The sequence below is a fragment of the Synechococcus sp. CS-205 genome, from assembly GCF_025128255.1.
In the GTDB taxonomy this organism is placed as follows: Bacteria; Cyanobacteriota; Cyanobacteriia; order PCC-6307; family Cyanobiaceae; genus Regnicoccus_A.
Map to the genome: position 1 here is coordinate 1 of NZ_JAHLZB010000009.1, position 15,678 is coordinate 15,678.

Below are 15,678 nucleotides of genomic sequence, written 5' to 3' on the forward strand. Positions count from 1 at the left end.
CATGGCGATGAAGCAGGGCACGATCATTGATGCCACCTTGATCGCGGCGCCCAGCTCCACCAAAAATGAGAAGAAGGAGAGGGATCCGGAGATGCACCAGACCTGCAAGGGCAAGCAGTGGTACTTCGGGATGAAGGTCCAGGTCTACGAAGCGACCAAGGATCTCCGCTGGGTCTACTCAGCGAACGACTACATGCTCACGGCGCTGGAACGGCTGACCGGCAAGCGCTACTCCAGCGTCATCAGCGCTCGCAGGAAATGCGCATCCTTGGCACCCGCTGCAGCCGCTGCCGCCCCCAGGGATGGCGGCTACCTGGAGGAGCTGTTCTGGGGTGTCATCCTGCGCAACAACGAGTTCGACGGGCCGCCACCGTCCGACCCTGCAAAGTTCATCAGCTGGTGCAGGCTGGACGCCTACAGGCACGCCAAGCCCGGCGCCTACAGCCTGCTGGCTATGGAAGCCGGCCGGATGCGGGAAGGCCAGGCCCGCAGCCTGCTGGGCATGCCGGTATCTGGCCCGCTCAATGCCGGCGCCATCCGCAACGCATACCGGGCGAAGGCGAAGGGCTGCCATCCCGATGCAGGCGGAGACCGCCGAGAGTTTGAGCGGCTAACTACCGCGAGAGATCGGCTGCTGTTTATATAGCTCACTGCTGGGACCCGCTGCGGTGCAACGGGTCCTTCCCAGGGGGGGCTACCCATGGCGGGGTATTCTCGCGGCGATCTATAGTCAGTCATGGACGCAAAAAGGATAGACAGAGACAGCTAGTCTCCCTGCCTTAGCTATACGATCCCCTACCCCATTATGTCGCATCCGCTGCACTGTCCCCCTGAGACGCATCTCGGTAGCCTGAGCCCATGACTGTCTCAATCTCCGAAGCGGCGCGGCAGCTTGGCTACAAGAGCCGCTCAGTGCTCTACCGGCTGCGCGATTCCGGCCTGTTGGATGACTATCTGGACGATGATGGGATCGAGATGGCGCCGCCCGGCTTGCCATCGCTGGCTGAGCATCTGAAGGCAGTGCTCCAGCCGCAGCGCCGTACTGATCCTGGCGAACGCCTGGACCGTGGTCAGCTCGAAGCGGAGCTGACGGCGGAGCGCACCCGCCGGCTGCGGATGCAGAACGACTTGGAAGAAGGGCGGCTGATCGTGGCGGCAGAGCTGGAGCCGGTGCTGTTCCGAAGCGGTCGTGCGGCGCGTGATCGCTTCCGGCGGTTGCCGTCGGAGATGGCCCATAAGGCGGTCGCCATGGGGCTGCCGGCTGAGCAGCGGTACGAGCTGGAGTTGGCCTGGGCCGCCGCGGTGGATGCAATCCTGCTGGAACACTCGAAGGATCCGCTCGGCCGTGATCGGGTGCTGGGATGTGAAGGCGACCCGGTGGCGGCCTAGACGGGCGTTGAACAGAGTTTCCCTACGCCTAATCACCGGGCCTGATCACGCTGCCACCGAGCACACCCGCGAGCCACTGGGCTTCCTGCTCCACCGCGTCATCGCTCTGGTCGATGATGAACGTGGTGTCATCGGTCTGCAGTTCGGATAGTCCATCCGGCCGCTCCACGATCATGTGAACATCGCGGGATGCGGAGCGGGTGAGTACGACGCGGACACCCAGCGTGGAGAGCCAGACGTTGAAGCGCCGCCGTTCGGCCAGATCGTCGAGACCTTCAGCAAGGAATGCCCCCACCCGCTCCCTGATCGCCTTCTGTGCAGCGGTGCCGGTTGGCTGAAGCTGGAGATTCCGCAGTTCATCGTTGGCGAGCTGGAGAGCGTCCTGGTCGGCAGCGGCTGCCGCTTCGGCAGCGGTGACGGACTGGGCCACTAGCTCCATTGCCGCGACGCTCGCCCCACTCGTCGCCACAACCTTGTTCAGGTTGTCGCGGGCATCTGCGGCTTCCTTCGCCGTTCGCGCTGCGCTGCGATCAGCGGCGATGACTGCAGCACGGGCGTGAGATACGGCTTCACGCTTGCCGGTGCCGGCGAAGAAGAACTGATCCCAACGCTGCCGCATGAAAAGCTGCAGGAGGAATGGTTCATCGTAAGTATAGTTTCCGTTTCGTGAATTGCAGACGCCGGCTTCGCGCTTCTGGCAGCGGAGATATTCCCTTACCCGATCGCCGCGCTTGCTGCGTGACAGCGTGAGTGTGCCCCCGCAGGTGCAGAAGATCATCCCCTGGAACAGGTTGTAGATGTGATCGCCGCGGCCGCGGCGGCCGGGATTCTTGCCACGTTCAGCGATCGCCAGCCGCGAACGGTCCCATTCGTCCTTGGTTATCACAGCAGGATAGAAGTCTGGCATCACTTCCACTGGTTGGTCTGGTCTTTTGGCGCGCCCCCCCCACACCCGCTGACCGATTAGGGCACGATTGGCCAGAATCCTTGTCACCCAGGCAGCGGTAAAGTGCCCGCCCGAAGTAGTTGTTAGACCTTGGTCATTCAACATTCGGGCGATATGCGTTGAGCCGTAACCATCGATGCAAAGCGCGATAATGCGGCGCGGTATGTGCGCGTGGTCATTGAGCGTGAAGTCCTTTGATTCATCGTCCCAGTCACACCAGAATGGGCGAGCTGCTTTGTACTTTTCTCCGGCGTGTGCTTCCCGCCTGCGGCGTTCCCAAGCACTACCCACCCGGTCGGACAGTTTGGCCGAATAGTCGTGGGCCATGCCCATGGCCACCAGAAGCTGGATGGCAGAGCTGGACCCTGCCCTGTTGAACTCACCCCGATCGATGACGGTGTCGAATCTGGTGACGCCCAGTGCCAGGCCCGATTCGAAGAAGTCGTTCAGCAGCAGCCGCAGTGCATCGCTCGGCGCTTCGCGGCTGAAGCGGTCCAGGTCTTCGACCACCAGCACTGCCCCAGGCGGAACCTTGCCGAAGTCGGCGGCATCAAGGAAGCGGCCGAGTGCGCCCTTGCGGCGATGCGTGCCACGGAAGGCGGAGACCCCGGCATCGACAAGAGCATCAGGCGCTGGGGTAAGTCCATGCCGCCGGCAGAACTCAGGGAATGCCGCGGCCTGGCGGTCGATGCCGTCACGGTCAGTGCCGGCCTGCCCCACGCTGCTGACCCGTAGGTAGGAATACCCAATTCTCCCCATAGCGGCCAGATCCGCGGTTGTCACATGCTCCAGGCCCTGGTCGGGGCCCGGATCTGGGCTGAAGCTAGTGTTCATCAGGAGTTAGCGGCTGCATAGAAAGAACCCGCTGCGGAAAAGGGATCTCGATGCCTCCGGCGGCAAAGGCTTTCCAGACCGCCTGGCTCACGGCGCTCTGAATCGCCAGGTTGCTGAGAGGATCTTCGATGCAGTAGCGCAGGGAATAGTTGATCGACGAATCGCCGTACCCGATCAGGAAGGCCTTTGGGCTGGGCTCCGGCAAGACCCCGCTGGTGCTGCGGGCCACCTCCTCGAGCAATGTGATCACCTGGGAGGGATCATGGCGGTAGGCGGCTCCGATCTGCACCTCGCTGCGGCGCAGCCGGTCGCTGCCGGTGTAGGTGGTGGTGGTGTCGGTGAAGAAGGTCTGGTTGGGAATCACCAGTTCGGCATTGTCGCGGTTGCGCCACAGCACGGCCGCCCGCAGGCCCAGGCTGCGCACCTCGCAGGGATCGCCATCGATGAACAGCACTGATCCCGGTCGCACCGATCCCTCGAACAACAGCCACAGGCCGCTGATGAAGTTCGAGAACACCTCTTTGATCCCGAAACCGATGCCCACCGACAGCCCGCCGGCAATCGCCGCGATGGCGCTGGTGTTGAGCCCCACCTTGTGCATCAGCCACAGCACCCCGATGCCGATCAGCAGATAGCGCATCACCAGGGTGGCGGCGTCGCGGGTGCCTTGGGAGAAGTGAAACAGCCGCTGCAGCAGGTGCCCCAGCCACACCATCGGGAAGGCCGAGACCACCAGCAGGAAGTAGGGGACGATCAGCAGCAGGGCAAGCCCCCCGCTGGTGAGTGGGGTGCCGAACAGGGAAAACAGGGGAATCTCGGCCACATCGCCCACATCACCCAGCTGGTTCACCAGCGCCACCAGCACCACCAGTCCGAACAGGGGCTGCACCAACCGGGAGTACAGCAGCTGGATCTGCTTGGCGGGAAAGCGCGTCAGCAGCAGCAGCCGCGCCAAGGCCAGCAGCACCCACATCCCCCACACCTGGCTGTAGAAGTGCACCAGACCACCCGGAAGCCCCAGGCGCTCGATCAGCAGACCATTGAGGCGCAACACCAGCCACAGGCCCACCGAACCCAGGGCCATCAGGCGATACCTCCGTTTCTTCAGCCGTGGCACCACCAGCAGGATGTAGAGCAGCACCAGAGCGGTGCTGCTGAGGAACTGCAGCAGCACCGCTGGGCGGCTGAGGAACCCCAGCCAGCCGCCCATCTCGTACAGGAGCTGACTCATGGAGCGGGGGCCAGCAGGCGAGCCAGCGCCTCGGGGGGGAGCACTTCCCCCTGCACCACGTTCTTCAGCATCGATTCAAGCTGCGAGCCACGGGCCATCGCCGCGTCGGGATCGCGGAAATCGAGCATGAGGGAGTGATCGAGGCTGAAGGTGAGCGTGCGCAGCAGGGCCGAGCTGCGGGTGGGGATCAGGACATCCGGATTCACCGGCAGATTGCCGGGCGCCGTGTGCATCAGCTGCTTCTGATTCACCTGATTGAGGGAGAAGGCCACGAAGCGCTCGGCCGCCTGCCGCTGCCGCCAGCTGGAGTGACGGCCGAAGCTCCACACCAGCAGTCGGCTGATCGGTTCTGCCGGCGCGTCGGGTCCCCCGGGGAGCACCGACACCCCCAGGTTCTGGCCCAGCTTTTGGCGCAGATCATCGATCCAGAGGCTGCTGCAGCTGATCCAGTCGCGCTCCCCTTGCTGCAGTTGCCTCACAAGATCCAAAGGGTCATCGGAGAAGGACACGTTCTTCTGCAGGCTGGAGTCGTACACCCAGGTGATCCAGCGCTTGAGCGCCCTGCGCTCGATTGCTGAAAGGGTGGCGGCCTTCCCGGCCGGCGACTGATTCAGCAGCTGCACCACGGCATCGCCTGCCCCCTGGGGCGTGGTGGTCCAGAACAGCTCGCTCACCCTCAGAGGCAGGCCCACCCGCAGGCCCTTGGCGCTGAGGGCCAGCAGCTCCTTGACGGTGCCAGGCGGTTCCGCCAGACGTCGCCGGTCGTAGCAGGCCACCTGCGGCTGGGCCAGGACGGGGACAGCAAACACCTGTGAACCCTTCCGGAAGTTGTTCACGAAGCGGGGCGGCTGGGACCGGGAGAGGGACAGGTCCTTCAGGGCCACGGTGCTGATCAGCCCATCTTGTTGCAACTGCAGGGCGGTGATGACGTTGCTGACAATCAGGTCAGGGCCAAGGCCACGGCTGTCACGGAAGCGGGTGTCGGCCATGACCTCCCCCATGGGGAGGTGGCGGACATGCACATCCACGCCGGGATTGAGGGCACGGAACTGGCTGACCAGAGGCCGGCTGATCCTGCCTATCTCCGAGAGCTCCTTGAGACTTTCGGAGTTGATGTCGGTTTCGATGGAGATGTAGAGGGTGTCGGGGGCGAGCCTGCTGCCACAGCCGCCCGTCGCCAGCAGCACCGCCATTGCGGCCAGCAGTTGCACGCCCTTCATTGGCCTCTGGAGATGAGCGTCTCGCTCACCTCCCACAGCCGCCGCCGCTGGGCCGGATCGAGGGCGGCTGGGGCGAGGCGCACCTCGGTGGGCCAGCCGCGCATTCCCCCCCACTGATCGGGCCCGTAGTGTTCGCCGCCCTTCGCTTCCGGCGCCGTGGCGGCGAACAGCTGGGGCAGAGCGCCCATGGCGGCGCTCTGGAAGAGGGGATCCATCAACCGATAGGCGAAGGACTCCAGCTTCGAGCCGTTGGCGGCCACCGAGGTCGGCTGCAGGTTGGTGCGGGCCAGCCCGGGATGGGCCGCCAGGGAGATGGTTGTGCTTCCCGCAGCCGTCAGCCGCTGCTGCAGCTCAAGGGCGAACATCACGTTGGCCAGCTTGCTCTGGCTGTAGGCCTTCCAGCGGTCATAGCGCCGTTCACCCATCAGGTCATCGAAGGCGATGCGGCCGAAATACTGGGCGCCGGAGGTGACCGTGACCACCCGGGATCCTGGCCGTTCGTCCAGCAGGGGCAGCAGGGCGGTGGTGAGGGCGAAATGGCCCAGGTGGTTGGTGCCGAACTGCAGCTCGAACCCATCGCGGGTCTGTGTTCGCGGCGTGCCCATCACCCCGGCGTTGTTGAGCAGCAGGTCGAGCCGGCCGTACTGGTCCGCCATCCAGCGGGCGGCGTCGCGCACGCTGGCCAGATTGGCCAGGTCGAGTTCGAGCACCTCAAGGCCGGCGGTGGCCGTCGGCAGCAGCTCGGTGCGCGCCTCAGCCCCCTTCTGGCGTGAGCGGCAGGCCAACACCACCGTGGCGCCATGGGCCGAGAGGGCCCTGGCCGACTCCAGGCCCAGGCCGCTGTTGGCCCCCGTGATCAGGGCGATCCGCCCGCTCTGCTCGGGAATGTCGGAGGTGGTCCAGGTCATCGGGGGCAACATCCGCTCAGGTTGCCCATCGTGTCGCGCGCGTTTCCATCAGCGTGGGACCCACCCAGAAGGAGCCGGGGTCCTGCCGGGCCGTTGCCATCTCGGCCTCGGCCCGCCGGCCGTCGTCTTCGCTCCACTGCCCGCAGCGGATCAGCTCACGGCCGTAGATGGTCACGAAACGCTCCAGCCAGCGCGCCACTCCATCGCCGAGCCGCCCCACCATGGTGAGCGGGAGCAGCTCATCCACCCGGAAGCCACGGGCCGTGAGCAGGGAGGGCAGGCGGCGGTTCACGTCCGTGTCGCCGCCGGCGCGCTGAAAGCTGGCCATGGCCGCAGCCCCGAAGCGTCCCACCGCCTCGCCATGGGGATGCAAGCCAAAGCTGCTCCAGTGGATGTACTCGTGGATCACCAGCCGGGCTCCGGGGGACAGGGAGGCGGCGAGGCGATCGAGCAGCGGTTCCACCTCGGGCAGGAACATCAGCACCCAGCGGCACCAGACCAGATCGAAAGGTTCCACGGGCAACGGGTCGTTACTGAGGTCGAGGCAGCGCACCTCCAGCTGGCTCAGCCCCCGGCCCAGGGCGCGGGCCGCCTCCACGTAGGACGCGCTGAGTTCCAGCCCCAGAACCCGTCCGGCGGGTCCCACCTCACGGGCCAGTTCCAGGGCCACGAAGCCAGGACCTGCCCCCAGATCCAGCACCCGCTCCCCGGGGGCCAGGTCGGCCCGCCGCCAGGCCCGCCGCGCCTCCGGCAGCCAGAGCTCATGCTGAAGCCGCAGCCGCTCCAGTTCAAGCGGTTCGGTGCCGAGCAGATAGGTGTCGCTGGTCACCGAGGAGGGTCACTCCTCGCTGGGGAAGAGCAGCTCGGCCAGCTCGTCGGGATCCACGTCGTAGACCCGCGCCAGGGAGGTCTCGATCGCCGAGGTCACCTCACCCGGCAGAAAGCGCATGGCGTTGAGGGCGTCCTCGGTGATGTCGTCGTTGAGCAGTTTCTCCTCACCGCCGAGCTTCTCGTCGTTGATCACCGCCATCACCCAGCTCTGGTAGGCGTAGACCAGATCAGAGAACTCGAGCTCCGGGTCGTTCAGATCCAGGGCCATGGGCGTGTCCTGTGCAAGCCCATGCAGTCTGCCCCCAAGGGTGGACCTGGCGCCGTTCTGGCCTGACCCTGCCGACTCCTGTGCTGAACTCCTGATCACCCTCGCCGGTTGCGGCAGCCTGGGTTTCACCTCGTCGAGCCCCCTCTCCGTGATCTCAGCCGGCCACGGCGACAGCACAGCCAAGGCCACGGCGCTGCAGGCCGGGCTGTTCGACTTCGCCCTCGGTGAGCTGGTCCGTCAGCACCGGGCCAGCTTCCCGCCGCTGTGGAGCACCGAGAGCTGGGCGAAGCTGCTGATCTGGCTGGCGCTCAACAGCGGGGCCGACGGTAGCCGCGAGGGCCTTGAAGCGTTCGCCGCCGCGATCGGCCCCCGCACCACCGCCCGGATGCGGCGGCTGTTCTTCGAGCGGGAGCTGGTGGGGATCAACCTCAAGCTGATGGCGGATCCGGCCGAGCCCCAGGTGCTCGCCCTGCCCCTGGAGCCCAGCGGCGGTGAGGCTGGGCTGGCCGCCGCCACCCTGTCGGAAGCCCTGGAGCAGGTGGGTCTGGCGGCGCAGGTGTGCGGCGACCCCAACAGCTGGCAGCGCCATGATGCCCTGGTGGCGATTCCCTGGGCACCCGGGGCGGCAACCGACTGAGCTGCCCCTCGGCTTCGGTTCATGGCTTGCCCCTTCCTACGGTGCCGGGCCGTGGGAGGCCCAGCATGCGCTTGATCGGTACCTACCGAAGCTCCGGCTACGACGCCCTGGCCGAGGCGGCCCTGGGTTTCTACGAGCGGCGGGCGGATCTGCGCCGCCCGGGCGTTGCCTTCGGCCACGATCCCTCCCAGCCCGCCAAGGTCTCCACCGACATCAGCCTGGTCGCGATCGACCGCTCCGACCCCGAGGCCCACGGCCTGGCGGAAGTGATCCTGCGCGGCGTGTCGGCTGGGTTGCAGCGCTACTTGAGCGAGCGCCCGCTGCTGCTGGAGGTGTGCCCTGAGCGTTCTCTGTTCGTGAACCCGATCTTCAACCTGCAGCACTACGCGCCAGGCGAGGGATTCCGCAGCTGGCACTGCGACTGGACCACCAGCGAAGAGGCCACCGAACCGATCCGTCGCGTGCTCGCCTGGATCTTTTACCTCAACACCCTCCCCGATGGCGGCACCGAGTTCCACTGGCAGGAGCACCACGAGCAGGCCGAGCGGGGCAAGCTCCTGATCTTCCCGGCCAGCCCCTCCCACACCCACCGCGGGCGCGTCTCCACCACCCACGCCAAGACGATTGCCACCGGCTGGATCAATGCCGGCACCCTCGAGGACTACGTGGGGCGGCTGGCGGCCGCCTGAGCCCACCGCCCCCTTTGAGAGCATGGGCTGATCTTCCCCACCCCGCCGTGACCGAGGCTCCCGCCGCCGCCAGCCCCGACGGCGCCCTGCCCAAGACCTACGACCCGGCCGGCACCGAAGCGCGCTGGCAGGTGGCCTGGGAGGCGGCCGGCGCCTTCCACCCCGATCCCAACGCGCCCGGCGAGCCGTTCAGCGTGGTGATCCCGCCGCCGAATGTGACCGGCAGCCTGCACATGGGCCACGGCTTCGAGACGGCCCTGATCGACACGATCGTGCGCTTCCAGCGTCTGCGGGGCAGGAACGTGTTGTGTCTGCCCGGCACCGACCACGCCTCGATCGCGGTGCAGTCGATCCTCGAGAAGCAGATCAAGGCCGAGGGGGGCAGCAAGGACGACCTGGGCCGCGACGCGTTCCTGGAGCGCGCCTGGAGCTGGAAGGCCGAGAGCGGCGGCACGATCGTGGGCCAGCTGCGCCGCCTGGGCTACTCGGTCGACTGGCAGCGGGAGCGCTTCACCCTCGATCCGGGCCTGAACAAGGCCGTGGTGGAGGCCTTCGTGCGGCTGCACGAGCAGGGGCTGATCTACCGGGGCGAGTACCTGGTGAACTGGTGCCCGGCCTCGGGATCGGCGGTGAGCGATCTGGAGGTGGAGATGAAGGAGCTCGACGGGCACCTCTGGCACTTCCGCTATCCGCTCACGGCTGCTGCGGAGGGCTCAGCTTCTGGCGGCCTCGACCACCTGGTGGTGGCCACCACGCGCCCCGAAACCCTGCTGGGCGACACCGGCGTGGCTGTGCACCCCGACGACCCCCGCTACGCCGCCATGGTGGGGCGCACGCTCACCCTGCCCCTGGTGGGCCGAGAGATCCCGATCGTGGCCGATGAGCACGTGGATCCGGCCTTCGGCACGGGCTGCGTCAAGGTGACCCCCGCCCATGACCCCAACGACTTCGCGATCGGCGCCCGCCACGGCCTGCCGCTGATCACGGTGATGGCCAAAGACGGCACGATGAATGCCGCGAGCGGCCGCTTCGCCGGGCTTGATCGCTTCGAGGCCCGCAAGGCGGTGGTGGAGGCCATGGAGGCCGAAGGCTTCCTGGTGAAGGTGGAGCCCCACCGCCACAGCGTGCCGTTTTCGGATCGCGGCAAGGTGCCGGTGGAGCCCCTGCTCTCCACCCAGTGGTTCGCCAGGGCCGAACCGCTGGCCGCCCGCTGCCGCGAGGCCCTCGATGGCGGCGAACCCCGCTTCGTGCCGCAGCGCTGGGAGAAGGTGTATCGCGACTGGCTCACCGACATCCGCGACTGGTGCATCAGCCGCCAGCTCTGGTGGGGCCACCGCATCCCCGCCTGGTTCGTGGTGAGTGAAACGGGCGGGGTGATCACCGAGGCCACGCCCTACGTGGTGGCCCGCGATGATGCCGAGGCGCGCCGCAAGGCAGAGGAGCAGTTTGCTGCGGCGTCCCGCGCCGCGGGCCGCCAGTTGCAGCTGGAGCAGGACCCGGACGTGCTCGACACCTGGTTCTCCAGTGGCCTCTGGCCCTTCTCCACCCTGGGCTGGCCCGATGAGAGCTCCCCCGATCTGGCCACCTGGTACCCCACCAGCGTGCTGGTGACCGGCTTCGACATCATCTTCTTCTGGGTGGCGCGGATGACGATGCTGGCCGGCGCCTTCACCGGCCGGATGCCCTTCGCCGACGTGATGATCCACGGCCTGGTGCGGGATGAGAACAACCGCAAGATGAGCAAATCGGCGGGCAACGGCATCGATCCCCTGCCCCTGATCGAGCGCTATGGCGCCGATGCCCTGCGCTTCGCCCTGGTGCGGGAGGTGGCCGGCGCCGCCCAGGACATCCGCCTCGACTACGACCGCGCCAGCGGGGCCTCGGCCACGGTGGAGGGGGCGCGCAACTTCGCCAACAAGCTCTGGAACGCCACCCGCTTCGCCCTGATGAATCTGGGCGGAGAGACGCCGGCCAGCCTGGGGGATCCCGATCCCGATGGGTTGACCCTGGCCGACCGCTGGATCCTCTCGCGTCTGGCCCGGGTGAACCTGGAAACGGCTGAGCGCTACAGCAGCTATGGCCTGGGGGAGGCGGCCAAGGGGCTTTACGAGTTCGCCTGGAATGAGGTCTGCGACTGGACGATCGAGCTGCTCAAGCGCCGCCTCAATCCCCGGCCCGCCGCTGAAGGCGAGGCCCTCAGCCCCGAGGCCCTGGCCGACCAGCGGGTCGCCCGCCAGGTGCTGGCCAAGGTGCTGGCGGAGCTGCTGGTGCTGCTGCATCCGCTGATGCCCCACCTGAGTGAGGAGCTCTGGCATGGGCTCACCGGCGAGGCGGAGGGCACCTTCCTGGCCCTGCAGCCCTGGCCGGCCGTGAACGAAGCCGCGCTGGATGATGCCCTCGAGGCCCAGTTCGCCGAACTGATCGAGGCGATCAGGGTGGTGCGCAACCTGCGGGCGGTGGCTGGGCTGAAGCCCTCCCAGAGTGCGCCGGTGGTGTTCCTCACCGGCCGGAGCGAGCTGGCGGCGGTGCTGCGCCAGGCGACGAGCGACATTACCGCTCTCACCCGCGCCGCGTCGGTGGAGGTGCGCGATCCCGGGGCCGCGGCGAGTGAGCGCTGCCTGGCGGCCGTGAGCGGTGAGCTGCAGGTGCTGCTGCCGATCGAGGGCCTGGTGGATCTGGGCGCCCTGCGCGGCCGCCTGGAGAAGGACATCGCCAAGGCCGAGAAGGAGATCAAGGGCCTGGCCGGCCGCCTCGCCAACCCCAACTTCACCGGCAAGGCGCCGCCGGAGGTGGTGGCCGAGTGCCGCGCCAACCTGGCCGAGGCGGAAGCCCAGGCGGTTCTGGCGAGGCAGCGCCTGGCGGACCTGGGGTGACGTGATGCAGACCCCGGGGCTTTAACAAGGAGCTATGGAGCGCCCCCCGGAGATTTCCTATTGGATCGACGAGCAGCGCCCTACATCGGCATGGCGATGCTGGCCGTGGTGCTGCACGCCTTGCTCCAGGCGCGCCGTTGGCCGCAGATTGGTTCGGGCTACCTGTCGGCGGCCTCGGTGGGTGGTCTGCCACTGGTGGCTGGAATGGTGGTGTTCGCTGCGGCCACCGAAATGCTGCTGTCCCGGCTGGTCACAAGCCTGAGACGGGTGTTTCCGGCTGTGGTGTCGGGAATATCCTGATGTCGGTGGGGATCGAGCTGGCCAAAATCGCCCTGGGGATCGTGTTCGATTCCCGCCTGGCGGGCACGGCGTCGTTCGGGCCGGTGGAGCTGGTCTTCGGGGTGGCGGTGGCGGTGATGGTGGGGTTGAGCGTCTGGGGGCGGGGTCCGATGAAGCTCTTCTGCGCTCTCCTGGGAATCCTGGCGGGCTACGGGCTTGCCACTGCCCTAGGCCAGCTCCCGTCTGTGCTCACCTTCAATTTTGCTACGGCCCGACCCTTCGCCGTGCCCTTGTTGGAACCGGTCGGTGTGGCCTTCCGCTGGGATTTCATCTTCCCCTTCCTTCTGGCCGGCGTCGCTCCAGTCAGCTGGATCTGAGCCTGGATGATCAGCTGGCCAACAACCGCCAGCTCAACGCGTTCGTGCGCGCCCGCGCCAAGGTCTGGAAGCTGCCTGCCGATGAGGTGGAGAGGATTCTCCAAACCCTGGAAGATCTGAGCGATCAGATCCTGCAGTCGAACTCCAACACCGGCCCGATCGCCCTCAGTCTCGCCTACGACGACTATGACGTGACTGCGGAACTCTGCTATGAAGGCAGCCTGGTTAAGACCCGTACGGCCCGCTTCACCCGTAAGCCCAGCGAGGAGCAGGCCTTCATCAGTGGCCTGTCCTGTTTCCTGGGGGATGTGAATGCCGATCGGGTCGAGCCTACCTGCCGGGAAGGGATCAGCCGGCTGCAGCTTGTGTTTGAGATCTGAAGGATCTGCTGTCGGGACAGCAATGCTCCTTACAGCCCCTTGCGATCCAGCGCATCGACCAGGCGGGTCACCGCCGAGGCCAGCATGGCCTGCGTGTCGGGGGGCGCCACTGCCTCCTCCTTGCGCTTAGAAGCTTCGATCGCCCGCACGATCAGGAACACCACCAAAGCGATCACCAAGAAGTTGATGAGGGCCACGATCACGGCCCCAGCTGGCCAGGCATTGATGGAATCCACATTGGCGGCCTTGAGAGCGGGCTCAAGCGCGCTGGTCATCACCAGGCTCACTACCGCATCGACCACTTTGCCGAAGGCTCCACCGATCACCACTGCCACGGCGAGGTCGACCACGTTGCCCTTGTTGATGAAGTCCTTGAAGTCCGACAGAAGGCTGGGGCGGCGTGGGGCCATGAAAACGTGAGTTCAGTGACGGCCGAAAGCTACGGACATCTCCTGTCTGGAACCCTATATCGATGGTTTTTGTCATGCTTAGCACTCGAGCAGATCCTATTTCTTGGTTCCGGCCTCAGGGCGGCGTGTCCTGATGGCGCTCGAGCATTGCCTGCAGACCGGTTTCGATCGCCGGAGGGAGACTGATCTGCAGCCCCTCCCCGCCCAAGTGGAGGTCCCGCTGGGGGAAGGGCACGGTGATCCCTGCTCCCGCAGGATGGCCTCTGCGCGAACGTTGAGGTCGCTCACGATCTCGAACTGACGCCGGGTCTCGCGGGTCCACACCAGAGCAGAGTGAAGTTGAGGGAGCTGTCCCCACCATTGACAGCGAGTTTATCTCGATCTTTTCGCTGTGCCGTACTGCTGCCAGAACTCACCTGAAGACTGCCACAGAATTTTCAGTCTGACAGGCATGTTTGCAATCTGTACACCGGCTTGTTCCTCCTGAGCTTGAGTGCCAAACAAGTCAAGGAGCCACGCATCTGTGAGTGCATCAGACTCACAGATGCGTGGCTCCAGGGTGATGTGTCAGTTAAGCCGAATGGCGGCTCATGACCGGTTCCTGGCTAGTTTCCGGTGGGCAATGGGATTTTGATGCCCTCGTTCGCTAGCATTTCCCGGACATGCTGGAAGCGTTCATACTGGGTGAGCGTAATCGGGCCAGAGTAACCCTCGCTCTGTAGCTTTCGCGGTGGGTGCTGCACATAGGTTTTCATCAGCTCTTTGACCGTTTCGCCGATAGTGACCAGCATCCAGGTGCGTTCCGTATAGTTATTCATGAAGATGTCATAGCGTTCCTGCGGGTCTTGCCACAGGTCGAACATCTGTGGGACCACGGCAACATAGCTCTCTGCCCCTTTCCATCCAAGGTTGGAGTCTACGGCCAGGCCTCCGGTAGTTGCACCATCGTCACCCCGAAGGTTGAACACAGCCTTATAATTACTTACCCGTACGGCGCCCGGTGTCAGTTCATTCTCGGTGAAGTAGAACCAGGAGTTGCGAGCACACTTACCGGTACCAAACAGCACTGGAGACATGTCGTAGCTGTCGAAGATGATCGGTTGTCCCTCGCGATCGTCGGTGGGCAGCGATATCCCGGCGAGGGTGGCAAAGGTGGCCATGAGATCAAGACCACCAACAATGTCGTGGTTCTTCGTCCCTGCCGCAATCTTCCCGGGCCACCAGGCGATGGCGGGGACGCGGTTGCCTCCCTCGCGGACGGTCCCCTTCGTGCCCCGGAATGGTGTGTAGCCGGCGTCAGGATAGACATCCTGCCAGGCACCGTTGTCGGTCGTCCAGAAGACGAGCGTATCCTCCTCCAGGCCAAGTTCCCGGACTTTGTCCATGATGGCCCCGATCCGGGCGTCCAGCTCAACGATCGAGTCCGCGTACTTGCTCTTTGAGGGGGATTGGTGAATGAAGTCGGGGTGCGGCAGGTTGGGCTGGTGGACCTTCATAAAGTTGACGTTGAGGAAGAAGGGCTGGTCGTCCTTAGCAACCTCCTCGAGAAATTCGAGCGCGGCCTTCTCGACATAGCCATCGAAGAAGGGAATCCCGACAACACCTTGATCCGGTGTATCGACGTACTGACCATTAATCTTAAAGTCTTCCTTCGCCTCCTCGCCGGCCTTACCCGACAGCGATCCTTTGGTCACCTTTTGGAATGTGTCTCGTAGTTCTGGAGCCATATCCGGGAACCAGGTTGGGTCGGCATAGGTATAGGCATTCAGGTGGTACAGGCCGACATACTTCATCTCGTCGTAGCCCTGGGCATTGGGCAGGGCGTAATCAGACTCACCCAGGTGCCATTTGCCTGTGAAAAAGGTCCGGTAGTCGGCCTGTTTCAGCACAGAGGCCAACGTCCACTCGGCTGCGGGTAAGCCGCCGCCCTGCCCCTGAAAGGCCACGGTGGTCATGCCGCTGCGGTTGGGGATGCGACCCGTTTGCATGGCCGCCCGACCCGGTGTGCAACTCGGTTGGGCATAAAAGGAAAAGAAGGTCATGCCTTCGTGAGCCAGGCGATCGAAGTTTGGGGTTGGCATCCCTCGCCCTTCGCCACCGCCGTAAGGCCCAAGATCGCCATAGCCTGTGTCATCAGTTACGAGCAGAATGATGTTTGGCTTTTTGTTCGGCATTGGTTGACTTCTCCGTGAAATGGTGATGAATGAACGCGTTAATGAGCATCTTGCCGACTTTTTGTCGGTTCTCTGTATACTATCGCATTTCCTTTAGGGCACCTCGAAATATTGCCACTACCCATGCTGTCTTGAGAAGCCACATGCTCATCCTCTGCACGTGCAGATCCGCCTGATGACTGACATCCATGACTTAAAGGCGGGATAGTTATCCCGCAGCCGAATGATCAGA

15 protein-coding genes and 1 pseudogene are annotated in these 15,678 nt (G+C 65.1%); 8 read left to right on the plus strand and 8 right to left on the minus strand.

Annotation, left to right across the window (positions count from 1 at the left end):
* Window positions 1–145 (plus strand): annotated as a pseudogene (locus KQ297_RS01980) (IS5/IS1182 family transposase); the annotation flags it as partial.
* Between the two features lie 713 nt (window positions 146–858).
* A complete protein-coding gene (locus KQ297_RS01985; RefSeq protein ID WP_259737949.1) occupies window positions 859–1,389 on the plus strand; it encodes a hypothetical protein in 531 nt (176 codons plus the stop codon).
* Between the two features lie 28 nt (window positions 1,390–1,417).
* Here the strand turns inward: KQ297_RS01985 and KQ297_RS01990 are convergent, their stop codons facing one another.
* The 6 genes from KQ297_RS01990 to KQ297_RS02015 are packed head-to-tail and all read right to left on the minus strand — an operon-like array spanning window position 1,418 to window position 7,627.
* Entirely contained in the window at window positions 1,418–3,169 is a 1,752-nt protein-coding gene (locus tag KQ297_RS01990; RefSeq protein ID WP_259737950.1) for a recombinase family protein, read from the minus strand.
* Entirely contained in the window at window positions 3,159–4,400 is a 1,242-nt protein-coding gene (locus tag KQ297_RS01995) for a mechanosensitive ion channel family protein (protein ID WP_259737951.1), read from the minus strand. The genes KQ297_RS01990 and KQ297_RS01995 overlap by 11 nt, the downstream gene beginning before the upstream one ends.
* On the minus strand, window positions 4,397–5,611 hold the full coding sequence (locus KQ297_RS02000; protein ID WP_259737952.1) for an extracellular solute-binding protein: 1,215 nt from the start codon (window positions 5,609–5,611) through the stop codon (window positions 4,397–4,399). Before KQ297_RS02000 ends, KQ297_RS01995 begins: the two co-directional genes overlap by 4 nt.
* A 5-nt stretch (window positions 5,612–5,616) precedes the next feature.
* Window positions 5,617–6,528, minus strand: coding sequence for an oxidoreductase (locus KQ297_RS02005; protein WP_259737953.1), 912 nt, complete (start codon window positions 6,526–6,528; stop codon window positions 5,617–5,619).
* A 16-nt stretch (window positions 6,529–6,544) separates the two neighbouring features.
* On the minus strand, window positions 6,545–7,357 hold the full coding sequence (locus KQ297_RS02010; protein ID WP_259737954.1) for a methyltransferase domain-containing protein: 813 nt from the start codon (window positions 7,355–7,357) through the stop codon (window positions 6,545–6,547).
* Between the two features lie 9 nt (window positions 7,358–7,366).
* Entirely contained in the window at window positions 7,367–7,627 is a 261-nt protein-coding gene (locus KQ297_RS02015) for a hypothetical protein (protein WP_185464849.1), read from the minus strand.
* Window positions 7,628–7,667: 40 nt separating this feature from the next.
* Between KQ297_RS02015 and KQ297_RS02020 the strand changes: the two genes are divergently transcribed.
* The 6 genes from KQ297_RS02020 (at window position 7,668) to KQ297_RS02045 (ending at window position 12,862) form a co-directional block, all read left to right on the plus strand.
* Window positions 7,668–8,264, plus strand: coding sequence for a protein phosphatase (locus KQ297_RS02020; RefSeq protein WP_311133970.1), 597 nt, complete (start codon window positions 7,668–7,670; stop codon window positions 8,262–8,264).
* A gap of 65 nt (window positions 8,265–8,329) precedes the next feature.
* Window positions 8,330–8,953 (plus strand): 2OG-Fe(II) oxygenase, encoded by a 624-nt coding sequence (locus KQ297_RS02025; RefSeq protein ID WP_259737955.1) that lies wholly within the window; start codon window positions 8,330–8,332, stop codon window positions 8,951–8,953.
* Between the two features lie 47 nt (window positions 8,954–9,000).
* The gene (locus tag KQ297_RS02030; protein WP_259737956.1) at window positions 9,001–11,826 is read left to right on the plus strand and encodes a valine--tRNA ligase; all 2,826 of its coding nucleotides are present in this window, start codon (window positions 9,001–9,003) and stop codon (window positions 11,824–11,826) included.
* A gap of 90 nt (window positions 11,827–11,916) precedes the next feature.
* A complete protein-coding gene (locus KQ297_RS02035) occupies window positions 11,917–12,126 on the plus strand; it encodes a hypothetical protein (protein WP_259737957.1) in 210 nt (69 codons plus the stop codon).
* Complete coding sequence (locus KQ297_RS02040; protein WP_259737958.1) at window positions 12,126–12,482, plus strand: hypothetical protein; 357 nt, start codon at window positions 12,126–12,128, stop codon at window positions 12,480–12,482. The genes KQ297_RS02035 and KQ297_RS02040 overlap by 1 nt, the downstream gene beginning before the upstream one ends.
* 44 nt (window positions 12,483–12,526) lie before the next feature.
* Entirely contained in the window at window positions 12,527–12,862 is a 336-nt protein-coding gene (locus KQ297_RS02045) for a hypothetical protein (RefSeq protein WP_259737959.1), read from the plus strand.
* A 29-nt stretch (window positions 12,863–12,891) separates the two neighbouring features.
* Here the strand turns inward: KQ297_RS02045 and mscL are convergent, their stop codons facing one another.
* Both mscL and KQ297_RS02055 read right to left on the minus strand, forming a co-directional pair.
* Window positions 12,892–13,272 carry a large conductance mechanosensitive channel protein MscL gene (gene mscL, locus KQ297_RS02050; RefSeq protein WP_259737960.1) on the minus strand — a complete coding sequence of 127 codons (381 nt, stop codon included), beginning with the start codon at window positions 13,270–13,272 and terminating at the stop codon, window positions 12,892–12,894.
* Between the two features lie 605 nt (window positions 13,273–13,877).
* Window positions 13,878–15,446 carry an arylsulfatase gene (locus tag KQ297_RS02055; protein WP_259737961.1) on the minus strand — a complete coding sequence of 523 codons (1,569 nt, stop codon included), beginning with the start codon at window positions 15,444–15,446 and terminating at the stop codon, window positions 13,878–13,880.
* Window positions 15,447–15,678: the final 232 nt, after the last annotated feature.